Here is a 23,187-nt window from a genome sequence, read left to right on the forward strand (position 1 = left end):
ATGTTTGAATATCCGAAAGTAAAAAAAGTCTCGGTGGTGATCCCGGTATACAACGAGCAAGAGAGTCTGCCGGAGCTGATTCGCCGTACCGACGCGGCCTGCCTTCTGTTGAACCGGGATTATGAAATTCTGCTGGTCGATGACGGTAGCGCGGATGACTCCGCACGTATGTTGGTGGAGGCGGCCGAAGCGCCAGACAGCCATGTTGTCGCGGTACTGCTTAACCGCAACTACGGCCAGCACTCGGCGATTATGGCCGGCTTCAGCCACGTGACCGGCGACCTGATTATTACGCTTGATGCCGACCTGCAAAACCCGCCGGAAGAGATCCCGCGTTTGGTGGAAAAAGCCGACGAAGGCTACGACGTGGTCGGTACCGTTCGGCAAAACCGCCAGGACAGCGTGTTCCGCAAAACTGCCTCGAAGATGATCAATCGTCTGATCCAACGCACCACCGGTAAAGCGATGGGCGATTACGGCTGCATGCTGCGTGCCTACCGCCGCCATATCATTGATGCGATGCTCAACTGTCATGAGCGCAGCACCTTCATCCCAATACTGGCGAACACGTTCGCCCGTCGTGCCGTGGAAATTCCGGTACATCACGCCGAACGCGAGTTTGGCGACTCGAAATACAGCTTTATGCGCCTGATTAACCTGATGTACGACCTGGTGACCTGTTTAACCACCACGCCGCTGCGTCTGTTAAGCGTGGTCGGCAGCGTTATCGCCGTGCTGGGTTTTGCCTTCTCACTTCTGCTGGTTGTCCTGCGTCTGACGCTCGGCGCGGAATGGGCGGGCGATGGCGTGTTCATGCTATTTGCCATTTTATTCATGTTTATCGGTGCCCAGTTTATCGGCATGGGCCTGCTTGGGGAGTATATCGGGCGCATCTACAACGATGTCCGCGCGCGTCCCCGCTACTTTATTCAACGTGTTGTTCGCCAGGAAAGCCTGGTTTCTGAAGAGGAAGATCGCTAATGAAAGCTGTTGTTTTTGCCTACCATGATATGGGGTGTACCGGGATTCAGGCTTTGCTGGACGCCGGTTACGATATCGAGGCGATTTTCACTCATCCGGATAACGCCGGTGAAAACCATTTCTTCGGTTCCGTCGCGCGTCTGGCGGCTGAGCAGGGCATTACCGTTTATGCGCCGGAGGACGTGAATCACCCGCTGTGGGTTGACCGTATCCAGGCGATGGCGCCGGAGGTGATTTTCTCCTTCTACTATCGCAACCTGATTGGCAACGACATTCTGGGGCTGGCGCCAAAGGGCGCGTTTAACCTGCACGGTTCGCTGCTGCCAAAATACCGTGGTCGTGCGCCGCTGAATTGGGTGCTGGTTAACGGTGAGAAAGAGACCGGAGTCACCCTTCATCGCATGGTTCAGCGCGCTGATGCCGGCGATATTGTGGCCCAGCAAGTGGTGACGATTACCGATAGCGATGTTGCGTTGTCGCTGCACCGTAAGCTCTGTTCTGCCTCACAAATGCTGTTAGGCGACGTACTGCCGAAAATCCGCAGCGGTCAGACGCAGGAATGCGCGCAGGACGAGACTCAGGCTACCTATGTGGGACGTCGTACGCCGGAAGATGGTCGTCTGGACTGGGAAAAACCGGCGCAGGTACTGCATAACCTGGTGCGTGCGGTCAGCGACCCGTGGCCGGGCGCGTTTGGGTTTGTCGGTACTTGCCAGTTTATTGTCTGGAGCTCGCGTGTGCGTAGCGATCTGCCTGCCGCGAAGCCGGGTACCGTACTCTCCGTTGCGCCGCTGGTGATCGCTTGTGGCGAAGGGGCGCTGGAAATCGTGACCGGGCAGAGCGCTAACGGCGTTTATATGCAGGGCACCCAACTTGCACCAGCAATGGGCCTGGTGGCAGGGGCGCTGCTCTCCAGCCGTCCGTTTACCGCCGTCAAGCGCCGCACCCGTGTACTGATCCTCGGGGTGAACGGTTTTATCGGTAACCATCTGACGGAGCGCCTGTTACAGGACGACAATTACGAAATTTACGGCCTGGATATTGGTTCTGATGCGATTGGCCGTTTCCTCGATTGCCCGCGCTTCCACTTTGTCGAAGGGGATATCAGCATCCACTCCGAATGGATTGAATATCACATCAAGAAATGTGATGTGGTGCTGCCGCTGGTGGCGATAGCTACGCCAATTGAGTACACCCGAAACCCGCTGCGCGTGTTCGAGCTGGATTTTGAAGAGAACCTGAAGATTATCCGTGACTGCGTGAAGTACAACAAACGCATCATCTTCCCGTCGACCTCGGAAGTTTACGGTATGTGTACCGACGACAGTTTTGATGAAGACACGTCAAACCTGGTGGTGGGGCCAATCAATAAGCAGCGCTGGATCTACTCGGTATCCAAGCAGTTGTTGGATCGCGTGATCTGGGCTTACGGTGACAAAACGGATCTCAAATTTACGCTGTTCCGCCCGTTTAACTGGATGGGGCCGCGTCTGGACAACCTGAACGCCGCGCGTATCGGCAGCTCTCGTGCTATTACCCAGCTTATCTTAAACCTGGTGGAAGGATCGCCGATTAAGCTGATTGAAGGTGGCAAGCAGAAACGCTGCTTCACCGATATCAGCGATGGTATTGAAGCGCTGTTCCGCATTATCGAAAACAAAGATGGCCGCTGCGACGGGCAGATTATCAATATCGGTAACCCGGATAACGAAGCGAGTATTAAGGAGCTGGCGGAAATGCTGCTCAACTGCTTCGAGCGTCACCCGCTGCGCGACCGCTTCCCACCGTTTGCCGGTTTTCGCGAAGTGGAAAGCAGCGACTATTATGGTAAAGGTTATCAGGACGTTGAGCACCGTAAGCCGAGCATCCGCAACGCTAAACGTTTACTCGACTGGCAGCCGACGATAGAGATGCAGCAAACGGTGGAAGAGACGCTGGACTTCTTCCTGCGCACGGTTGAATTAACGGATGAAAAAGCATCATGAAAAAAGTCGGTTTGCGCGTTGATGTGGATACTTTCCGCGGGACGCGTGAGGGCGTACCACGACTGATGTCGGTGCTGAAAAAACACCGCGTGCAGGCCAGCTTTTTCGTAAGCGTTGGGCCGGACAATATGGGGCGCCACCTGTGGCGCCTGATAAAACCGAAGTTCTTGTGGAAGATGCTGCGCTCACGCGCGGCCTCGCTGTATGGCTGGGATATTTTGCTTGCTGGTACCGCCTGGCCGGGAAGACGCATCGGTGCGGCCAATGCGGAGATTATCCGCAATGTGGCGCAGGTGCATGAAGTCGGTTTGCATGCCTGGGATCATCATCGTTGGCAGCAGTGGAGCGGGGTGTGGAAAGAACAGCCGCTGGTGGATGAAATTAGCCGCGGGTTGCGCGAGCTAGAGGCGATTCTGGGCCGTCCAGTCTCCTGTTCCGCCGTGGCGGGTTGGCGTGCCGACCAGCGCGTGGTGAAAGCCAAAGAGTCGTTCGATTTTCTCTATAACAGCGACTGCCGCGGCACGCAGCCGTTTCGCCCACAGTTGAGCGACGGTACGTTGGCAACGGTACAAATACCGGTCACCTTACCGACCTGGGATGAAGCGGTGGGAACGCGGGTTAGCGCCGACAACTACAACCGCTGGCTGCTGGAACAGATCCGTCTCGATACGGGGACTCCGGTGTATACCATTCACGCTGAGGTGGAAGGCGGTGTCTGCGCCGAACAGTTTGATGACCTGCTGACCCTGGCGGCAAAGCAGGATATTCACTTTTGCCCACTGAGCCAGCTTTTACCGGATGACTTTAGTCAACTGCCGGTTGGCAAGGTGGTGCGTGGAGAAATTGCCGGTCGCGAAGGCTGGCTGGGTTGCCAACAACTGTTGAGTCCTGATGTATGAAATCCCTGCGCTATGGAATCTCGTTAGTAGCATTGTTCGTACTGTATTACCTGGTCCCACTCAATTTCCGTCTGCTGTGGCAGCCGGATGAAACGCGCTATGCGGAAATCAGCCGTGAAATGCTGGCGACCGGTGATTGGGTCGTTCCTCATTTTCTCGGGCTTCGTTATTTCGAAAAACCGATAGCCGGTTACTGGATTAACAGTATTGGCCAGTGGCTGTTTGGGCACAATAATTTTGCCGTCCGCTTTGGCGTGGTGTTCTCCATTACCGTCTCTGCGCTGCTGGTGGTTTGGCTTGCGTGGAAAATCTGGCGCGACCAGAAGGTGGCGCTGCTCTCCGGGGTGATTTTTTTAACTGCGTTTCTGGTCTACGGAATTGGTACTTACGCCGTTCTTGACCCGATGATCACCCTGTGGATGACGCTGGCGATGTTCAGTTTCTGGCTTGCGGCATCGGCCAAAAATACCGGTCAACGGTTCTGGGGTTACGTGCTGCTGGGTATCGCCTGCGGCATGGGGGTGATGACTAAAGGTTTCCTGGCTCTGGCGGTGCCGGTGATTGGCGTACTGCCGTGGGTGGTCGCCCAAAAACGCTGGCGGGAAGTGCTGACCTGGGGCTGGCTGTCGGTGCTGGTTTGTGTGCTGACCGTGCTGCCGTGGGGGCTGGCGATTGCTGCGCGCGAAGGCGATTTCTGGCGCTATTTCTTCTGGGTGGAACATATTCAACGTTTCGCGCAGAGCGATGCTCAGCATAAAGCGCCGTTCTGGTATTACCTGCCGTTCCTGATTGCCGGAAGCTTGCCGTGGCTGGCCCTGCTGCCGGGGGCGCTCAAGCGTGGTTGGCGCGAGCGTGAAGGGCAAGGCGGGGCGTTCTATTTGCTGGGCTGGGTGGTGATGCCGCTGCTGTTCTTCAGTATCGCCAAAGGTAAGTTGCCGACCTATATCCTGCCGTGTTTTGCTCCGTTAGCTATTCTGATGGCGCGCTATGCGGTAGATGTGGCGAAAACCGGCGGGCGAGCGCTGCGGGTAAACAGCATTATCAATATCGTTTTCGGTGTGGTTGGCCTGGTGGCGGTAGCGGTGGTGTCACCGTGGGGGCCGATGAAACACCCGGTATGGATGCCGATTGAACTGTATAAATGCGTGCTGGCAGCGATCGCGTTCTTTGTCTGGGCGCTGATGGGCTGGCTGTCGATAAAACCGGGAGCTCAGCGCTGGACGCTAGCGGCGCTCTGCCCATTGGGGCTGGCGCTATTGGTCGGTTTTGCGATTCCTGACCGCGTAACCAACAGTAAACAGCCGCAGTTCCTGGTGGATATCGTCAGCGAATCGCTGGCCCCGAGCCGTTATGTGCTGAGTAACAGCGTAGGCGTCGCCGCAGGGCTTGCCTGGGAGCTCAAACGTAGCGATGTGATGCTGTACGGGCAGCAGGGAGAGCTAAAATATGGCCTCTCATACCCTGATGCAAAAGGTCGCTATATCTCCACGGATGATTTTCCGCAGTGGCTGGAAGCGCACCGCCAGGAGGGGCCAATTTCGCTGGTGCTGCTGTTGTCCCGCAATGCACAGGTGGCGGATTTACCGCTGCCAAAACCGGATGAGGTATATGTGATGGGCCGAAACGTATTTATTCAGTACCGTCCGCAATGATGGTCTGGGCTTGCCTGTTGCTCGCCAGCCTGTTGAGCTGCGCCGGGCAACTGTGCCAAAAACAGGCAACGCGGCCCGCCCCGAAAGGTCAGCGTGGACGCCATTTACTGACCTGGCTTGTGCTGGCGCTGGCGCTACTTGGGCTGGGAATGCTGCTATGGCTGCTGGTGCTCCAGCAGATCCCGGTCAGCGTGGCCTACCCGATGCTGAGTCTGAACTTTGTCTGGGTGACGCTGGCGGCGCGCGCCATCTGGCGTGAACCGGTCAGTCGCCGTCACTGGGTTGGCGTGGGGCTGATAATGGTCGGCATTATGCTTGTGGGGAGCAGCGTCTGATGGGGCTTTTCTGGGCATTAATGAGCGTGATGCTGGTGAGTGTTGCACAGCTAACGTTGCGTGTGGCTATGACCACGCTGCCATCGGCGGAGCAGCCGTGGGCATTGTTGTTGCACCTACTGCACGTGGGCGACGGTACGCTAATGTTATTGTTGGGATTACTGGGCTACGTGGCCTCGATGGCCTGCTGGTTCTTTGCCCTCAAGCGGCTGCCGCTGGCGAAAGCCTACGCGCTGCTCAGCCTGAGCTATATGGTGGTGTGGCTCGCTGCCATCTGGCTGCCGGGCTGGCATGAGCCGTTCTCCTGGCGCGGGCTTCTGGGTGTTGTGGTGATAGTTGCCGGTGTGATAACTATCTTTTGGCCGAATAAAGCCTCGTGTCGCTGAGCGTGCGTTACTTCCCCGGGGGCGGCGTAAACGCCTTGCCCGGGCTACCGGTGCTTCGTCTGCGGGCGCTACGCTGTAGCCCGGCCAAGCGCAGCGCCGCCGGGAAAACTCGCAATGCCCTGCTGACAAAATATGCAATAATGCCCTTTTCGTTGCACCTATAAAGGATTATCTATGTCTGCGGCCGACGCAGAGGGGCAGCTTAGCGGCTTGCGTCTCAACCTGCGTATTGTCTCCGTCGTTATCTTTAACTTCGCCAGCTATCTCACCATTGGCCTGCCGTTGGCGGTGTTGCCCGGCTATGTCCATGACGTCATGGGATTTAGCGCTTTCTGGGCGGGGTTGGTTATCAGTCTGCAATATTTTGCCACGCTGCTCAGCCGTCCTCATGCCGGACGCTATGCGGATCAGCTCGGGCCGAAAAAAATCGTCGTCTTTGGCCTGTGTGGCTGCTTCCTCAGTGGGCTGGGATATCTGCTGGCGTCATTGGGTAGCGACTGGCCGCTTATCAGCCTGGTGCTGCTGTGTTTAGGTCGCGTGATTCTCGGTATCGGCCAGAGTTTTGCTGGCACTGGCTCCACCCTGTGGGGCGTAGGCGTGGTAGGCGCGCCGCATATTGGACGAGTGATCTCGTGGAACGGAATTGTCACCTACGGAGCGATGGCACTGGGCGCGCCGCTGGGCGTGCTCTGCTATAGCTACCTTGGCCTGCAAGGATTGGCGCTGGCGATTATGGCGGTGGCCGCGGTGGCGATTCTGGCGGCACTGCCGCGCGACGAAGTGAAAGCAGCGAAGGGCAAGCCGATGTCGTTTCGCGCCGTGCTGGGCCGCGTGTGGCCTTACGGGATGGCGCTGGCGCTCTCATCTGCCGGGTTTGGCGTTATCGCCACCTTTATCACCCTGTTTTACGATGCCAAAGGCTGGGATGGTGCGGCCTTCGCGCTCACCCTGTTTAGCTGTGCGTTTGTCGGCACGCGCCTGCTGTTCCCTAACGGCATTAACCGGCTGGGCGGGTTGAATGTGGCGATGATCTGTTTCTCGGTCGAGATTCTTGGCCTGTTACTGGTGGGTTTTGCGACGATGCCACTGCTAGCGAAAATTGGTACATTTCTGGCGGGAGCGGGTTTCTCACTGGTTTTCCCGGCGCTTGGCGTAGTGGCGGTAAAAGCTGTGCCACAGCAAAACCAAGGGGCGGCACTGGCGACCTACACCGTCTTTATGGATTTGTCGCTGGGGATAACCGGGCCGCTGGCCGGGCTGATGATGGCGTATATGGGCGTGTCGACTATCTATATCGCGGTGGCGGGGTTGGTGGCGTTAGCCTTATTGCTGGGATGGCGATTAAAAAAATGGCCCCTGGCGTAACGACGCGAGAGGCCATGTCATCATCATACTGACTTAGTTGATCACTAAAGTATTAATGATGCTTTCAGCAGCGGTTTGCGCCTGCTGCTGATTGTCCGCAGGCAGGGTGACCTGAAGGGTCAGCAGTTTGCCGTCGACTTTACCGAGAACCACGGAAGAGTAAGCGGTCTGCCCTTTAGCAGAAATGATGCTGTCGAGCTGCTGAAGGGTATGGCCTTTCACGTCGATAGATTTATTAGTGACAACCTGCAACTGCGGATCGCGGTTGCGCTGCTGTTCTTCCAGGCGTTTTGCCATCACCGCCAAATCTTCGTTGGTGCCGTCACCCACGATAACGATGACCGCTTTCTGGCCGGTCGCATCAGAGTAAACGTGCATGTTGTTGCTTTGCGTACCCAGCTTGCCGCTCTGATCGCTCATACCGGCGGGCAGCGTGAAGCCGACCTTACCGTCTAACAGGCTGATGGCCTGCCCGGCGGCGTCACTTGCGGTAGCCGAACCCTGTGCAGGGGTGCTGGTATCGCTGTTATCACAGGCAGCAAGACCTGCAACCAGCAGGCCAATACCAACATATTTCACCAATTTGCGCATTGACTTCTTCCTTTCGATAAACAGCCACTAACGGCTCATTCATCTATCTTATCACAACCAATGTCATGAACTCTTAGCCGGGCTGTGCTGCGGATAAATCAGATTTATCTGCCAGCCTTTTCATCAGCATATTCAACAACACGCCGTACATCGGCAGGAAGAATGCAATGCTAATCAGCACCTTAAAGGTATAGTCCACAAGGGCGATTTCTACCCAGTGCGCCGCCATAAAAGGATCGGTGCTGCGCCAGAAGGCGATAAAGAAGAATGCCAGTGTGTCACTGATATTACCGAACAGCGTGGAGGCCGTTGGGGCCAGCCACCAATGGCGGCTTTGACGCAGACGGTTAAACACGTGGACATCAAGGATCTGCCCCAGTGCGTAGGCCATAAAACTTGCGGCGGCAATACGAGCAACGAACAGATTGAAGTGTGCCAGCGCGCCAAAGCCCTGCCACTCACCCATGTAAAACAGGGCAGAAATGACGTAGGAGATCATCAGCGCTGGGATCATCACGGCGAACACAATGCGTCGTGCCAACGGTGCGCCAAAAATCCGCACGGTGAGGTCGGTGGCCAGGAAAATAAACGGAAAGCTAAACGCGCCCCAGGTGGTGTGGAAGCCGAAAATAGAGACCGGCAGCTGCACCAGATAGTTACTGGAGGTGATCACCAGTAAATGGAATAGCGATAGCCAAACCAGCGCATGACGGCGCTGTATGGAGGTAAAGGGAGCCATATTGTACCTTTTTAGTGGTTGGGGTGAGGGAACCCAATAAACTGCAAACCTATTGCAGGGGCGGAATAATACTGCTTTCCCGCCTCATTGCAATGGTTGTTTTTCGCGCAATCGTTAACCTGGTTGCGTTGCGAGCCTGTCAGCGTAAACTAAGGCCGTTTTTTCTGACCACGAGATTCTCATGACCGATTTGTTTTCCAGCCCCGACCACACCTTAGATGCGCAAGGGCTACGCTGTCCGGAGCCGGTGATGATGGTGCGCAAAACCGTGCGCACGATGCCGGTGGGTGAAACGCTGTTGATTATTGCCGACGATCCCGCAACAACGCGTGATATACCCGGCTTTTGTCGTTTTATGGAACATGAGCTGATTGCCGAGCAGACCGAATCGCTGCCGTATCAATATCTGTTGCGTAAAAGTCATTAATACAGGCTGCGCCTGAAACAACGTACAATTTATTGATTTTTAGTTGTTTAAAAGGCGCGGCGGCAATCCAACTCCATCGAACGGCTTAAGCTTGAGCTGTCTCTCAGTTTCATTGTTTGCCCTGTAAAGTTGCTAGTAAAAATATTGATGTGAATCGCATAATTTCCCCTCGATTCCCTTTCGGCACATCAAATAACAATGAAAAAATCGTTTCTTGCGCTTTTACTTTGCTTAGGTACCTCTGCGGCGATGGCTGAACCCGTCAATATCACGATCCTCGGCACCTCCGATCTGCATGGCACTTTTGTCCCGTGGGACTACTCCACGGATACCGAAAATCTGGCAGGTAGTTTGAGCCAGATTGCCACCCAGATACGTCAGGTGAGAAAGGAACAGCCCAACGTCATTCTGGTCGACGCGGGGGACACCATTCAGGGTAACTTTGTCGAAACCTTTAAGAACGACAAAACCAGCCCGATGATCCTCGGGTTTAACGCCCTGGACTATGACGTCTGGGTGATGGGTAACCATGAATTCGATTTCGGCCTGAAATCGCTGTCGACCTCGCTAAATCAGTTTAAAGGCACGGCGCTTGCCGGGAATATCCTGTGGGATAGCGGAAAAACCTATCTGCCTGCGTATAAGATTATTGAACGCCAGGGCGTGAAGATTGGTGTTATCGGCATGGATACGCCGATGACCGCCGAGTTTGCTAAAGGTACCGATCGGGTAAAAGGACTCAACTTTACCGATCCGGTTGGCGCGGTGAAGCAGACCATCCAGCAGATTCAGGGGCAGGTGGATGCCATCGTGCTGGTGGCGCATATGGGGATCGATAACGAGAACCAGCGGCCAGGCACCGGCGTGGGCGATATTGCCCGTGCCAACCCAGAACTGGCGGCTATCGTCGCTGGGCATATGCATGTGAAAGTGGATAAAGAGGTGATTAACGGCGTTATTGTCACCGAACCAGATAAATATGGCCGCGCGCTGTCGCGTATCGACCTGCAGTTTGAGCAGCACAACGGCAAGTATGTGCTGATCAACAAAGACAGCTACACCTATTCCATTAAAGGAATGAAATCGGATGAGCCTCTGGAAGCGATTTACCAGCCTTATCATAAGATATTGCGCGCTAACGCCAATCGGCCGATTGCCCAACTAACGGGTCAGGATCTGGTGCCGCCAGACGCGGTGAAGGGCATTCCGCAGGTGCATATTCAGGATACCGGCATCAGCAAGCTGTATCAGGAGGCCAGCCGTCATTACGCGCCAAAAGCGCAGGTGATTGCGCTGCAAATTGATAACGACCGGCCGAAATTAAACGTCGGCACCATCACGGCAAAAGACATTGCCTTCAACTATCAGTATGCGGGCGGTGAAATCACCGTTTATCAACTGACGGGCAAAGAGTTGAAAAAATATATGGAATGGTCGGCGGGCTACTTTAATCAGCTCCATGATGGCGACGTGACCTACAGTTTTAACCCGCAGCGCCGGGCCTCTAAATATTCCACCAATGATTTCTTCGACGGTGTGACCTATAAGATCGACCTGCGTCAGCCTGTCGGGCAGCGTATTCGCGACCTGAAGATGGTGGATGGTTCGCCGGTGACGGACAGCACGCCAATTCGCCTGGGGATGAACAGCTACCGCATGGGGCACCTGACGCAAAAAGGGGGTGCACTGGAGGGGATGCAGTTCCCGGTACTGTCGGATACGAAAGCGGAATATGGTGAAGAAGCGGGTACGATCCGCAATCTGACTATTCGTTATCTGAGTGAGGTGAAAAAGGGTCAGTATCAGGGGCAAGCGGTGCAGCGCTGGCAGTTGGTCGGTCTGGAAGGTTATGACCGCGAACGTAAGATCGTCGAAAAACTGCTGAATGACGGCAAAATCAGCGTCCCAACCAGCGATGATGGGCGTTATGGCAACGTCGCATCGTTCAATGTGAAAGGGCTGTTGTTTAGCGACCCGCAGGCGAAAAAACAAAAGCAGGCAGCGTTACAGGCCGAGCTGGCGGCGGCTAACTCGCCGGTAGCGAAAAAGCGAGTGAGCGATGAGCTGGTGATTCTTGAGGCGGTTAACCCTTAGGCGTTTGAACCGGGGGTAAACCTGATGCCTGATGGCGCGCAGCTTTCAGGCCTACAGGATAAGGGTTATCCACTTGTAGGCCGGGTAAGGCGGAGCCGCCACCCGGCATCATGGTTGCACGGCTATTTCCTGCGCAGCAGGCGCAGCGCGTTGAGCGTCACCAGCACGGTTGCGCCGGTATCCGCCAGCACTGCCAGCCACAACCCGGTCATCCCCAGCAGGGTGGTGATAAGGAAAATCCCTTTCAACCCCAGCGCAATGGTGATGTTCTGACGCACGTTGGCGTGGGTGGCGCGTGCCAGACGAATCATCTGTACCAGCCCGATTAAACGGTTGTGAGTCAGCGCCGCATCGGCGGTCTCAAGCGCCACGTCAGTGCCGCTGCCCATCGCAATCCCCATCGCCGCCGCTTTCATCGCCGGGGCGTCATTGATACCGTCACCGACCATTACCAGCGGGCCTTGTGCGTTTAGCGCCGTCACTTCTTTGACCTTATCGGCGGGCAGCAAATTGGCGCGGTACGCCATGCCCAGCTCGTCGGCAATCGCTGCCGCAGCACGTGGGTTATCGCCGGTGAGGATAATCCCCTGAATCCCCAGTTCCCGCAGCCCTTCAACCGCCTGACGGGCATCCTCACGCACGGTGTCGCGCAGTGCCAGAATCCCCAGCAGGGTATCGTCGCGGGTCACCAATACAACGGTGTTACCCTGGCTTTCTAGCTGCTGAATCTGTTCAAGCTGCGCGGCTGCCGGGAATTTCCCTGCCGCGCAGATAACGATGCGTTGCCCGTCTACCTCTGCTTCTATCCCGGAGCCAACCAGCGTACGCTGTGACGTTGCCTGTGGGATGTTCAGATTACGCTGCTGCGCCTCACGCACTACCGCCTGCGCCAGCGGATGGGTGGAGCCTTGTTCAACGGCTGCGGCTATCGCCAGCAGGGTTCCTTCATCCAGATCGGACGTTGGAATAATCGCTGTGACCTGTGGTTTGCCAAGCGTTAAGGTACCGGTTTTATCAAACGCCATTTGCGTAACGCGACCCAGTTGTTCCAGCGCCGCGCCGCCTTTAATCAGTGCGCCATAACGCGCTGCGGTAGCAAGACCTGAAGTGATCGCTGCCGGTGTCGAGATGACCAGCGCACACGGGCAGCCAATAAGCAGCAGAGTCAGACCTTTGTAAATCCACTCTTCCCATGAGGCGGAGAGCAGCAGCGGTGGAACCAGAGCGACCAGCAACGCAATCGCCATAATCACCGGAGTGTAGATGCGGCTGAAACGATCGATAAAACGCTCGATAGGGGCGCGGCGTTCTTCCGCTTCTTCAATCAGACGTAGAATACGGTCGATGGCACTGTCACCAGGCTTCGAGATAACGCTAAGCTGTACCAGACGATCGGCGCTGGTGGCCCCCGCAGGAACGCTTTCCCCCGCGTTGCGTTCAACCGGAATTGACTCGCCGGTTAAAGCGCTTTCATCAAAGCTGGCAAACGGCGTGATGAGTTTACCGTCAGCAGGCAAACGCCCACCGGCCGCGACTTCAATCACATCGCCCGGCTGTAAATCTTTTTGTGCAACGGTTTCGCGTTGACCATCACGTACCCGTACGGCAGTATCCGGTTTCAGCGCCATCAGCGCGCTCACGCCCTGACGTGCGCGGTTTGCCGCCCAGCCTTCGAGTCGTTCGCCGATTAAAAATAGCAGCAGTACCATCGCGGCTTCTGCCGTCGCACCGATAAACAGCGCGCCGATGGCGGCCACGCTCATCAACGTTTCAATCGCAAACCAACTGCCGCTTTTAATCAAACGCAAAGCCTGACGGGCAATGGGGAACAGGCCGACGAGGGTGGTGGCGATAAATGCCAGATTACCGAGCGGATGGTTGAACTGCTCAAGCCCCCAACTGATCGCCATCATCACGATAAGTGCTATCAGTGGCAGGTTTTCTTGCAGACGAGAGGCTTTGGCTTCAGGTTGATCCTGGTCTTCGCCGCGCAGCGTGTAGCCTGCGGCAGTGACGGCTTTTTCAATTTGCGCGCGGACATCTTCATCGGCATCGACCAGCAATTTTTCGGTGGCAAAGAGTACTTTGGCCTGCTTTACCCCAGATACCTGGCGGGCGGCGGTTTCCACCTTACGCGCGCAGGCAGCACAGTCCATCCCGTTAATTACCCAGCTGTAACGTGCGGCAAGTTCGGTTTCGACCGTCGGCTCTGCCGTGGCGCACTGGCTGTCACAGCAGCAATCGTCCTGCGCTTGTGGGGCAGGAGCGAGCTTGAATGAGGAAAACTGTGGGGCTTTTTTGTCATGCGTCTCTGGAGTCGACATCGTATCCTCCGGTTAATGATCGTTGTTTCATTAAGCGCAGCATACACTCTGGAGTCGACTCCAGAGTCAAGCGAAGAACTACAAATAAAGTGCGCGAACGATAAAGAAATGTCCGGCAAAGTAGCAGGCGGCGTAAATCGCGGTATCCGCACGGAAACGGCGACGATAATGACTCCCCAGCCACACAATGTTACCGAGCAGCAGTAGCGAAGCACCGAAGAACCCGGACAGCGCGGTATCGGTTGGACGCAGGAACCACAGCTCGCCCGCTACCCACACCATCACCAGCGTCATACCCACAAATGCCAGCACCGGTAGCTTCATTTCTTCAAGCCGCGTCCAGATGACCGCCAACAGCAGCACGCCAATCACCAGTAATATCAGCGGCAGCGGCCAGAAGAAGGTAAAGGTCAGTTGTCCGGCAAACCAGATGGTATAAAGCAGGTGCGAGAGGAAAAATGCTCCAATGGCATAAAGCGTCCGTTCGCGAGGGAGAAGCGTAAGCGCATCACCGACCAGCGAAGCGCACAGACCCGCCAGCACCAGATAGCTGATGGCGTTGAACATCGGTGCCTGCCAGGCAAGCAGGAGCAGTAGGATTAAGGTGATAGGCTTGAACACCCAGCGCTGCCAGGTTGGGCCACGGTAGGAGGCATCCACGTAGAGCCATCCGGAGAAAACAACTGCGATAAACGACCAAAGCATATTAAGTCCCTGTATCCGCTATCATTAGTAGGCATTGTGTCGCTAGCCCTGAATGTCCAGTGTAGTAGTGTGGACGACCAGATGACAATGGCTGGATGCGTCGTTTACTATGATTTGCGTAAATTCTTATGAGAACCTGATATGAGTAAGATGCCTCTGTTTTTTGTTGCCGTAGTCGCGGTTATCGTCATTGCCGCCTCTTTTCGTTACGTTCAGCAGCGCCGGGAAAAAATGGATAACGACGCCGCGCCGCTGATGCAAAAGCAGGTGGTGGTGAGTAACAAGCGGGAGAAGGTGCTGAATGACCGCCGTTCACGTCAGCAGGCAGTGCTGCCCGCGGGCAGTGAAATGCGTTACGACGTCAGCTTTAAACCGCAGCAGGGCGGTCTGGAGATGAGTTTTCGCGTCGAGGCTGAGCAGTATCATCAACTGACGGTGGGGGATAAGGGGACGCTGAGTTATAAGGGTTCGCGCTTTGTTGGATTTGTAGTGGAGTAAGGAGCGTTATCGTGACTTTGGGCGATACCGCCCAAGTGACGAAATGATTTTATATACTGATAACTATATTAACTCTTTGTGATGTATTGAAGTTAAATATACCAATCTCATTTTTTCTTTTGCTTTACTTTCTTTTGTAGTTAAAAGTATAGGAATAACCACTATTTTTTTATACGCTATAGGTGTTTTTTTTATCAGGCGTAAGTCACGCTGTAATTTCAATATTGTTAACGTTATTTATTATGGTGAGTTATTATTCGTATCTATGAGTAAGGGTATTATATGGCAAATACAATCTGGTTAACTTTGAATGGTCAATCCCAAGGGTTAATTTCAGCAGGCTGTGCAACGGTTGATTCAATTGGCAATAAAGCTCAGATAGCACACTGCGATCAGATTATGGTGATGGAAATTTCACATGGAATGACGCGTGAGCAGAATGTAGGGCACCAGTCATTAACATTCGTAAAACCTATAGATAAGGCTTCACCTTTGCTGGGAAAAGCGATCAATGAAAATGAAACGCTGACCTGTGACTTTAGTTTCTATCGGACCAACCGGATGGGGTTTAACGAGCTTTATTACACAATAAAGTTGACCAATGCCAGAATTTCAAGCATCCACCTGCATGTCCCACACACTATTGATGATAGCGCAGGACAACCCGAGGAATCGATCGAGTTGTCTTATGAATCAATTAATTGGGAACACCATGTCGCGGGCACCAGTGGATATAGCTTTTGGGAAGATCGTGTTTATTAAGGGAGTGCTAGATGGTGGGTTATACCGATTGGATTGATAAAAATGCGAATGACCTTCTACGGGGGAACAACCGGGAGCTTGTCCGTCGTTTTGAGGATGATATCCGAGCATTCAAAGAGCGATTAGATAAAGATGCGCAACACATCATGTTGCTAACGCTTGAGGAAGCGCAGAGTGTTATCGACGATCTGCTAAGAAGCGATGGTATGTCTCGGGTTACCACTTATGCAGGGAATATTAAAGATGCGGCGGGCGGCACGACCAATATTTTAAAACTGTTTTCGTATCGGGATGCTGGCAGGATTGTATTCACGCTTAAGGGGCGGGGGATTAAAGCTATTCAATACTCTTATGGCGGGAAGATGTATGTGAAAATTACTGGCTATCCCTCTCTACGACGGATTCTTAACGGTACCCGTTATGGCATCAACCACCCAAAAGTTCTGGAGCTAGGTATTGGTAAGGCCGGACTCCGAGCCGGATTGATTACTGGGGCAAGGTTTTGCATCTGGTTTTCGGCTTGCTGGCGGTTGATAGAGTTAATCTTCCGATCCGATCATGATGTTGCCGCCTTTTTGGGGAATATCACCATGGATGTGGCTAAGGTGGTGGTGACTATTTTTTCTACTGAGGTGATTATGGGGGGAGTATCTATTTTTTCTGGTTTTTTACCGGTAAGTTTGGTTGTACCAATATGGGGGGGGATTGTTATTGTTGTTATGCTTGGTGTAGGTATTGTTGTAGGTCTTGACTATCTGGATAAGAGATATAAGTTATCAGAGAAACTCATAAACTGTATTCGTACTGGTTTTAAAGAAAGACAAAGAATTGAAGATTATAATTTACGAAATAGTACGCCGTTCACTAACTCAATACTTCGCGGGTTTTATTAAGATGAACGGTTTTACTCAAATGATAAATGTCGACAATCTAAAAAAACGCGGGCAACTTTTTACTGCTGGTTGTGTCTGCATCGGATTTACATGGTTAGCCTACTGCAGCAGCATAACGGGTGTTATGGATTTATTGGTGTCAAGGAGTATTGTTTATTATCACTGGTATTACCCTTCAATAATTTTATTCATCCCGACAATGGTTTATTTTGATTTTTTGTTTATATTTGCTTTCCTTTCGTATAATTTAAAGTTGCCAGCAATACTTGGAAAGGGATTGCTTGTTTCATATTACTACGCTGGTGCGGCATTTATAATGGGTAATGTAATATCATTTGTTGTTATGTTTTATCCTCTTGGTACAAATTACGTTCAATGTTTACGTTCTGGCCCAATGGCTGGAACGTATTACACCAAAACAGAGCAGATTTGCGATCAACTGAAAATTGCACAAGAAAATGAAAATTATTTTGCCATTCAAATGCTAAATGACAAGTTGGACTCTATTTGATTCCATGAATGGTAATTATTTAACCCTCAAAGTTTAGGTGTGAGCAAAGTGGAAAACTATTCAAACTGGGCTGATAAGAATGCACAAAGCATTCTTCGGGGAAATAACTGGCAACTTGCGAAACGTTTTGAGGATGATATCCGAGCATACAAAGAGCGATTAGATAAAGATGCGCAACACATCATGTTGCTAACGCTTGAGGAAGCGCAGGGTGTTATCGACGATCTGTTAAGAAGTGATGGTATGTCTCGGGTTACCACTTATGCAGGGAACATTAAAGATGCGGCAGGCGGTACGGCGAATATTTTAAAACTGTTTTCATATCGGGATGCTGGCAGGATTGTATTCACGCTTAAGGGGCGGGGGATCAAAGCGATTCAATACGCTTATGGCGGGAAGATGTATGTGAAAATTACTGGCTATCCCTCTCTACGGCGGATTCTTAACGGTACCCGTTACGGCATCAGCCACCCTAAAGTTCTGGAGCTAGGTATTGGTAAAGCCGGGCTTCGAGCTGGATTGATGACTGGGGCAAAATTTTGCATCTGGTTTTCGGCTTGCTGGCGGTTGATAGAGTTAATCTTCCGATCCGATCATGATGTTGCCGCCTTTTTGGGGAATATCACCATGGATGTGGCTAAGGTGGTTGTGACGATTTTTGCGACTAAAGTGATTGCTGGGGCCGTGGCGCTATTCACAGGGGCATTACCTGCAAGTTTGGCTGTGCCAATATGGGGTGAGATTGTTATTGTTGTCGCTATTGGAATATTAATTACTGGTCGATTGAATCGTCTCGATAAAAATAATGATTTATCTGAGAAATTGATTGAGTGTATTCGTAGTGCATTAATAGAACAACAACGGATCGAAGAGTGGAATAATAAACACTCATTGGGTATTGGTAAGGATATATTGCGAGGGGAGTATTAACTTGGACTTACATACACCCATAAAAAAAAGGCTTATAATTTTGATGGGTATGGCGTTTATTTCTTATGGACTTTATGATGCCTACGAAATAGCAATTGATGATATTATGGGGATTGTGAAATCAAGAAGCATTGTCTACCTTAACTGGCGTTCAATACCTATTTTTCTTTTTCTTCCTACTGGCATTTATTATGTTTTTTTCTATTTGTGCGCAGTTTGCTCAAGGGGCCTGATGCCCTACAGGTTTCTCTACCGTGGGTTGATTATTGCTCTGGCATATGGAGGTATCGCCCTTGTGTTAGGTACCGTTCTTTCAATCGTGCTAAACATCTACCCACTCAGTACTGATTATACTTACTGTGATGGTAGCGGGGCATTTTCAGGTATCTACTACGCAAAAAATAAATCAATTTGCGAGCAAATGAAAAAAGCTAGGAAGAGTGGAGGAGTCAAAGCGGTAAATGAACTGAATGACAAACTCGATTCCATCCCTCCACATGAATAGAAACGTTGTGGCGCTTAACGCCCGATAAGTTCATCCTCATCGGGCCTTCCCATTATTTTTTCTTCTTCAGATCCGCGCTAATTTTCTTCTGCCATATCAGCAGTTCAAACACGCCGAACAGGAAGATGCGTACCTTCTCGCCACGCGTCATCTGCGGACCGTCTTTGGGCATCGTAGACTGCAATAACGCCATCTGCATGCCGTGCATCAGCACCATAAAGATCAGCGCGACGTTGACGAAAATATTCAGCGGGCGCGGGAACGGCTGGAATAAATTCAACAGCAGGAATCCCCATACGCAGAGCATCAACAAACGACCCAGATTAATCAGCATCCTTTTCTCCCTGCACTTCACGATGATAGAGGCGATATGCCACCTGCCCGGCAATTTTTTCCCGATGCAGATCCCAACTGGCGGGAACCGGTGGCAGGCCGTTTTCCACTTCGCTTTCTACGTAGATTAGCGCGTTATTCGCCAGCCAGCCGTTTGTTTCCAGCAGGTTTAACGTCTCTTCAAGTAATCCTTTACGAAACGGCGGGTCGACAAACACCACATCGTGCGGCGTCCCGTTTTGGGCAAGGAAAGTGAGAGTGTTGGTGTTCACCACTTTTCCCTGCGTTGCCTTGAGCGTCGCGAGATTTTTTTGCAGTTGCTGAGCAACGTGGCGCTCCATCTCCAGCAGCGTCGCGCTGGCGGCGTAGCGAGAGAGGGCTTCGAGCCCCAGCGCACCGCTTCCAGCGAAGAGATCCAGGCAGCGGGCGTCAACCATCGACGGGGCCAGCCAGTTAAAAAGGGTTTCACGCACGCGGTCGGTGGTGGGTCTAAGACCTGGGCTGTCGGGGACAGGAAGTTTACGGCCGCGCCACTGCCCGCCAATAATGCGGATCTGGCCACTGCCGCCGGAGGTTGGTTTTTTCATTTGCTCGCTCTGATCGCTCTTTCAGCCTGCTATTCTAGCGATCTGGTCGGCCGGGTGAAAGCGGTGAAGCCAGGGAAGTTAAGTGGTAGACTAACCGACTAATTTCATCATTATTTCAGCCTTCGCGTCGATTATGGCGAAGTGGCGCCATCAATTAGCAACGGGGAGTGTGGTCGCAAATGGCAAAAGAGAAAAAACGTGGTTTTTTTTCCTGGCTGGGCTTTGGTCAAAAAGAACAGGATCAGGTTGTTGAATCAGAAGAAAAAATTGAAGAGCAGCCGACGGTAGACGAGTCGGCTGTTGTCGCTGAAACACCGGTTGTTGAAGAGACTCCAGCAAACGTCGAGTCGGAAACGATCGCTGAAGAGACACCTGCGCCGCATACGGTTGACGAGAGTGAAGTTTTCGCCGCCGATGTCGTTGAAGTGACCGAGCAGGTTGCCCAGAGTGAAGCCTTACAGCCAGTGGCTGAAGACGCTACGCCGGTTCTGGTGGAAGAACTGCCGGTCGTGGAAGACAACGTGCCAACTGCCGTTGAAGAGCCGCTGGTAGCTGAAGATGTCGCGCCCGTGCTGGTGGAAGAACTGCCGGTCGTGGAAGACAACGCGCCAGCCGCTGTCGAAGAGCCGACGGTAGCTGAAGATGTCGCGCCGGTTCTGGTGGAAGAACTGCCCGTTGTTGAAGATAACGCGCCAGCCGCCGTTGAAGAGCCGCCGGTAGCTGAAGATGTTACGCCCGTACTGGTTGAAGAACTCCCGGTTGTTGAAACCGTTGCGCCAGAAGAGATCGCAGAAGCCGAGCTGACTGACGAAGAACTCGAAGCCCAGGCACTGGAAGCCCAGCCGCAAGCTGAAACTGTGGAAGAAGAGTCCGTAGCCCAGCAGCAAGAACAGGAAAAACCGACGAAAGAAGGTTTCTTCGCGCGTCTGAAACGCAGCCTGTTAAAAACCAAAGAAAATCTCGGTTCCGGATTTATCAGTCTATTCCGCGGCAAGAAAATAGACGACGATCTGTTTGAAGAGCTGGAAGAGCAGTTGCTGATTGCCGACGTCGGCGTGGATACCACCCGTAAGATCATCGCCAGCCTGACGGAAACCGCCAGCCGCAAACAGCTGCATGATGCCGAGGCGCTTTACGGCTTGCTGAAAGATGAAATGGGTGAAATCCTCGCAAAAGTGGACGAACCGCTTAATATTGAAGGCAAAACCCCGTTTGTTATTTTAATGGTGGGTGTGAACGGTGTGGGTAAAACCACCACCATCGGCAAGTTGGCGCGTCAGTTCGAGCAGCAGGGCAAAACGGTGATGCTGGCGGCAGGCGATACCTTCCGTGCGGCCGCCGTTGAGCAACTCCAGGTTTGGGGTGAGCGTAACAACATTCCGGTGATTGCCCAGCATACCGGTGCGGATTCCGCTTCGGTGATTTTCGATGCCATTCAGGCGGCGAAAGCGCGTAACGTCGATGTGTTGATTGCAGATACCGCCGGGCGCTTGCAGAACAAGTCGCATCTGATGGAAGAACTGAAGAAAATTGTCCGCGTGATGAAAAAACTGGACGTCGATGCGCCGCATGAAGTGATGCTGACGCTTGATGCCAGTACCGGGCAGAATGCTATCAGCCAGGCCAAACTGTTCCATGAAGCGGTGGGCCTGACCGGCATCACGCTGACCAAACTCGACGGGACTGCCAAAGGTGGGGTGATATTCTCCGTGGCAGACCAGTTCGGCATCCCGATTCGTTATATCGGTGTCGGCGAACGTATTGAGGACTTACGTCCGTTTAAAGCGGGCGATTTTATTGAGGCACTTTTTGCCCGAGAGGATTAATCATGATTCGCTTTGAACACGTCAGCAAAGCCTATCTCGGCGGGAGACAAGCGCTGCAGGGTGTCACTTTCCACCTGCAGCCAGGCGAGATGGCATTCCTGACCGGTCATTCCGGTGCAGGTAAAAGTACTTTGCTGAAGCTTATCTGTGGGATTGAGCGGCCAAGCGCCGGGAAAATTTTATTTGGCGGCCATGATATCAGCCGCCTGAAAAACCGTGAGGTGCCGTTTTTGCGTCGCCAGATCGGTATGATTTTCCAGGATCACCATTTGCTGATGGACCGTACCGTGTTTGATAACGTGGCAATCCCGCTGATTATCGCGGGTGCTAGCTACGATGACATTCGTCGTCGCGTCTCGGCGGCGCTGGATAAAGTCGGTCTGCTCGATAAAGCGAAAAACCTCCCGATTCAGCTCTCCGGCGGTGAACAGCAGCGCGTAGGGATTGCCCGCGCGGTGGTGAATAAACCCGCCGTACTGCTGGCGGATGAACCGACCGGTAACCTTGATGATGCGCTATCGGAAGGTATTCTGCGCCTGTTTGAAGAATTTAACCGCGTCGGCGTAACGGTGCTGATGGCCACGCACGACCTGAACCTGATCTCGCGTCGTTCGTACCGCATGCTGACGTTGAGCGAAGGTCACTTGCATGGAGGCCTGACGAGTGAATAAGCGCGATGCAATCAACCAGATTCGCCAGTTCGGCGGTCGTCTTGACCGTTTCCGTAAATCGGTGACGGCCTCTGGCGATAACGGACGTCAGGCACCAAAGCGCGGCAAGCCGGCACCTAAACCGAACTCGCGTAAAACCAACGTTTTCAACGAGCAGGTACGTTACGCCTGGCAGGGCGCCGTTCAGGATCTGAAAAGCAAACCGCTTGCCACCTTCCTGACGGTGATGGTTATCGCCATCTCACTGACGCTGCCAAGCGTGTGTTACATGGTCTACAAAAACGTCAATACCGCGGCTTCACAGTACTATCCGTCACCGCAGATCACCGTCTATCTGGAAAAAACGCTGGATGACGATGCGGCCGCCAGAGTCGTGGGGCAGCTTCAGGCCGAACAGGGCGTCGATAAGGTCAATTACCTTTCGCGCGATGAAGCATTGGGTGAATTCCGGAACTGGTCGGGCTTTGGCGGTGCGCTGGATATGCTCGAAGAGAACCCGCTGCCCGCTGTGGCGGTGGTGATCCCGAAAATCGACTTCCAGACAACCGATGCTTTAAATACCCTGCGTGACCGTGTGGCGCAGGTGCAGGGCGTTAACGAAGTGCGTATGGATGACAGCTGGTTCTCCCGTCTGGCGTCGATAACCGGTCTGGTAGGGCGTGTGTCGGCAATGATCGGCGTACTGATGGTGGCGGCAGTCTTCCTCGTCATTGGTAACAGCGTGCGTCTGAGCATCTTCGCTCGTCGTGACAGCATCAACGTGCAGAAACTGATTGGTGCGACGGATGGCTTTATCCTGCGTCCGTTCCTTTACGGCGGTGCGTTGCTCGGCTTCTCCGGCGCATTCTTGTCGTTGATTTTGTCGGAAATTCTGGTGATGCGTCTGTCATCGGCAGTCACCGAAGTGGCGCGGGTATTTGGCACGCAGTTTGAGCTAAGCGGCCTGTCGTTTGACGAGTGTTTGCTGTTACTGCTGCTGAGTTCAATGATTGGCTGGGTGGCAGCGTGGCTTGCCACAGTACAACATTTACGCCACTTTACCCCCGATTAAAAAAGTTCTGTTATAATCATCCCCTGCGACGACTTCCGTCCGCGGGGGATGTGTTATAAACCCCATCTTTCTGCCCTCGCGGCTATCGCGTGTCACATTTTGTGCGTAATTTGTTCACACTGTTGCACTGAACTTGT

24 protein-coding genes are annotated in these 23,187 nt (G+C 53.2%); 18 read left to right on the forward strand and 6 right to left on the reverse strand.

Going from position 1 to position 23,187, the window contains the following annotated elements; translation table 11 throughout:
* From arnC to U0026_RS01630, 7 genes are all read left to right on the forward strand, one after another.
* Entirely contained in the window at positions 1 to 981 is a 981-nt protein-coding gene (gene arnC / locus U0026_RS01600) for an undecaprenyl-phosphate 4-deoxy-4-formamido-L-arabinose transferase (RefSeq protein ID WP_062779636.1), read from the forward strand.
* Positions 981 to 2,966 (forward strand): bifunctional UDP-4-amino-4-deoxy-L-arabinose formyltransferase/UDP-glucuronic acid oxidase ArnA, encoded by a 1,986-nt coding sequence (gene arnA / locus U0026_RS01605; protein WP_062779637.1) that lies wholly within the window; start codon positions 981 to 983, stop codon positions 2,964 to 2,966. The genes arnC and arnA overlap by 1 nt, the downstream gene beginning before the upstream one ends.
* Positions 2,963 to 3,865: a 4-deoxy-4-formamido-L-arabinose-phosphoundecaprenol deformylase gene (gene arnD, locus U0026_RS01610; RefSeq protein ID WP_062779639.1), complete on the forward strand. Its 903-nt coding sequence runs from the start codon at positions 2,963 to 2,965 to the stop codon at positions 3,863 to 3,865. Before arnA ends, arnD begins: the two co-directional genes overlap by 4 nt.
* Positions 3,862 to 5,517, forward strand: coding sequence for a lipid IV(A) 4-amino-4-deoxy-L-arabinosyltransferase (gene arnT, locus U0026_RS01615; RefSeq protein ID WP_062779640.1), 1,656 nt, complete (start codon positions 3,862 to 3,864; stop codon positions 5,515 to 5,517). The genes arnD and arnT overlap by 4 nt, the downstream gene beginning before the upstream one ends.
* Positions 5,514 to 5,852 (forward strand): 4-amino-4-deoxy-L-arabinose-phosphoundecaprenol flippase subunit ArnE, encoded by a 339-nt coding sequence (gene arnE, locus U0026_RS01620; RefSeq protein WP_062779642.1) that lies wholly within the window; start codon positions 5,514 to 5,516, stop codon positions 5,850 to 5,852. Before arnT ends, arnE begins: the two co-directional genes overlap by 4 nt.
* On the forward strand, positions 5,852 to 6,238 hold the full coding sequence (gene arnF, locus U0026_RS01625; RefSeq protein WP_062779644.1) for a 4-amino-4-deoxy-L-arabinose-phosphoundecaprenol flippase subunit ArnF: 387 nt from the start codon (positions 5,852 to 5,854) through the stop codon (positions 6,236 to 6,238). The genes arnE and arnF overlap by 1 nt, the downstream gene beginning before the upstream one ends.
* A gap of 174 nt (positions 6,239 to 6,412) precedes the next feature.
* A complete protein-coding gene (locus U0026_RS01630) occupies positions 6,413 to 7,603 on the forward strand; it encodes an MFS transporter (RefSeq protein ID WP_062779646.1) in 1,191 nt (396 codons plus the stop codon).
* A 33-nt stretch (positions 7,604 to 7,636) separates the two neighbouring features.
* Here the strand turns inward: U0026_RS01630 and U0026_RS01635 are convergent, their stop codons facing one another.
* Both U0026_RS01635 and U0026_RS01640 read right to left on the reverse strand, forming a co-directional pair.
* Complete coding sequence (locus U0026_RS01635) at positions 7,637 to 8,194, reverse strand: DcrB family lipoprotein (protein WP_062779648.1); 558 nt, start codon at positions 8,192 to 8,194, stop codon at positions 7,637 to 7,639.
* A 73-nt stretch (positions 8,195 to 8,267) separates the two neighbouring features.
* The gene (locus tag U0026_RS01640; RefSeq protein ID WP_062779650.1) at positions 8,268 to 8,933 is read right to left on the reverse strand and encodes a 7-cyano-7-deazaguanine/7-aminomethyl-7-deazaguanine transporter; all 666 of its coding nucleotides are present in this window, start codon (positions 8,931 to 8,933) and stop codon (positions 8,268 to 8,270) included.
* Positions 8,934 to 9,114: 181 nt separating this feature from the next.
* Between U0026_RS01640 and tusA the strand changes: the two genes are divergently transcribed.
* Both tusA and U0026_RS01650 read left to right on the forward strand, forming a co-directional pair.
* Positions 9,115 to 9,360, forward strand: a complete 246-nt coding sequence (gene tusA / locus U0026_RS01645; RefSeq protein WP_061282604.1) for a sulfurtransferase TusA — start codon at positions 9,115 to 9,117, stop codon at positions 9,358 to 9,360.
* 198 nt (positions 9,361 to 9,558) lie between these two features.
* Positions 9,559 to 11,454, forward strand: coding sequence for a bifunctional metallophosphatase/5'-nucleotidase (locus tag U0026_RS01650; protein ID WP_062779652.1), 1,896 nt, complete (start codon positions 9,559 to 9,561; stop codon positions 11,452 to 11,454).
* 122 nt (positions 11,455 to 11,576) lie between these two features.
* Here U0026_RS01650 and zntA read toward each other — a convergent pair whose 3' ends face one another.
* Positions 11,577 to 13,778, reverse strand: coding sequence for a Zn(II)/Cd(II)/Pb(II) translocating P-type ATPase ZntA (gene zntA / locus U0026_RS01655; protein WP_062779654.1), 2,202 nt, complete (start codon positions 13,776 to 13,778; stop codon positions 11,577 to 11,579).
* A gap of 78 nt (positions 13,779 to 13,856) precedes the next feature.
* Positions 13,857 to 14,483 (reverse strand): lysoplasmalogenase, encoded by a 627-nt coding sequence (locus tag U0026_RS01660; RefSeq protein WP_062779656.1) that lies wholly within the window; start codon positions 14,481 to 14,483, stop codon positions 13,857 to 13,859.
* Positions 14,484 to 14,624: 141 nt separating this feature from the next.
* Between U0026_RS01660 and U0026_RS01665 the strand changes: the two genes are divergently transcribed.
* The 6 genes from U0026_RS01665 to U0026_RS01690 all read left to right on the forward strand — a co-directional run bounded on the left by U0026_RS01665 (position 14,625) and on the right by U0026_RS01690 (position 18,582).
* On the forward strand, positions 14,625 to 14,981 hold the full coding sequence (locus U0026_RS01665) for a DUF2500 domain-containing protein (RefSeq protein ID WP_062779658.1): 357 nt from the start codon (positions 14,625 to 14,627) through the stop codon (positions 14,979 to 14,981).
* Positions 14,982 to 15,263: 282 nt separating this feature from the next.
* Positions 15,264 to 15,743: an Hcp family type VI secretion system effector gene (locus U0026_RS01670; protein ID WP_062779660.1), complete on the forward strand. Its 480-nt coding sequence runs from the start codon at positions 15,264 to 15,266 to the stop codon at positions 15,741 to 15,743.
* 11 nt (positions 15,744 to 15,754) lie between these two features.
* Positions 15,755 to 16,636 carry a hypothetical protein gene (locus U0026_RS01675; RefSeq protein WP_153741977.1) on the forward strand — a complete coding sequence of 294 codons (882 nt, stop codon included), beginning with the start codon at positions 15,755 to 15,757 and terminating at the stop codon, positions 16,634 to 16,636.
* 1 nt (position 16,637) lies between these two features.
* Entirely contained in the window at positions 16,638 to 17,147 is a 510-nt protein-coding gene (locus U0026_RS01680; protein ID WP_126440955.1) for a hypothetical protein, read from the forward strand.
* A 39-nt stretch (positions 17,148 to 17,186) separates the two neighbouring features.
* Positions 17,187 to 18,077 (forward strand): hypothetical protein, encoded by an 891-nt coding sequence (locus U0026_RS01685; protein ID WP_241973934.1) that lies wholly within the window; start codon positions 17,187 to 17,189, stop codon positions 18,075 to 18,077.
* 1 nt (position 18,078) lies between these two features.
* Positions 18,079 to 18,582: a hypothetical protein gene (locus tag U0026_RS01690; RefSeq protein ID WP_062775563.1), complete on the forward strand. Its 504-nt coding sequence runs from the start codon at positions 18,079 to 18,081 to the stop codon at positions 18,580 to 18,582.
* A gap of 52 nt (positions 18,583 to 18,634) precedes the next feature.
* Here U0026_RS01690 and U0026_RS01695 read toward each other — a convergent pair whose 3' ends face one another.
* Together U0026_RS01695 and rsmD are read right to left on the reverse strand one after the other, a co-directional pair.
* Positions 18,635 to 18,916 carry a DUF1145 family protein gene (locus U0026_RS01695; protein ID WP_062775564.1) on the reverse strand — a complete coding sequence of 94 codons (282 nt, stop codon included), beginning with the start codon at positions 18,914 to 18,916 and terminating at the stop codon, positions 18,635 to 18,637.
* Entirely contained in the window at positions 18,906 to 19,502 is a 597-nt protein-coding gene (gene rsmD, locus U0026_RS01700; protein ID WP_062775565.1) for a 16S rRNA (guanine(966)-N(2))-methyltransferase, read from the reverse strand. Before rsmD ends, U0026_RS01695 begins: the two co-directional genes overlap by 11 nt.
* A 179-nt stretch (positions 19,503 to 19,681) precedes the next feature.
* Between rsmD and ftsY the strand changes: the two genes are divergently transcribed.
* From ftsY to ftsX, 3 genes are read left to right on the forward strand one after another with little or no spacing between them, the layout of a single operon-like run.
* Positions 19,682 to 21,328: a signal recognition particle-docking protein FtsY gene (ftsY, locus tag U0026_RS01705; RefSeq protein WP_062775567.1), complete on the forward strand. Its 1,647-nt coding sequence runs from the start codon at positions 19,682 to 19,684 to the stop codon at positions 21,326 to 21,328.
* A 2-nt stretch (positions 21,329 to 21,330) separates the two neighbouring features.
* Positions 21,331 to 21,999: a cell division ATP-binding protein FtsE gene (gene ftsE, locus U0026_RS01710; RefSeq protein WP_062775568.1), complete on the forward strand. Its 669-nt coding sequence runs from the start codon at positions 21,331 to 21,333 to the stop codon at positions 21,997 to 21,999.
* Entirely contained in the window at positions 21,992 to 23,050 is a 1,059-nt protein-coding gene (ftsX, locus tag U0026_RS01715; RefSeq protein ID WP_062775570.1) for a permease-like cell division protein FtsX, read from the forward strand. Before ftsE ends, ftsX begins: the two co-directional genes overlap by 8 nt.
* The last annotated feature ends 137 nt before the right edge of the window (positions 23,051 to 23,187 follow it).

The organism is Kluyvera intermedia (assembly GCF_034424175.1).
Taxonomy (GTDB): Bacteria; Pseudomonadota; Gammaproteobacteria; order Enterobacterales; family Enterobacteriaceae; genus Kluyvera; species Kluyvera intermedia.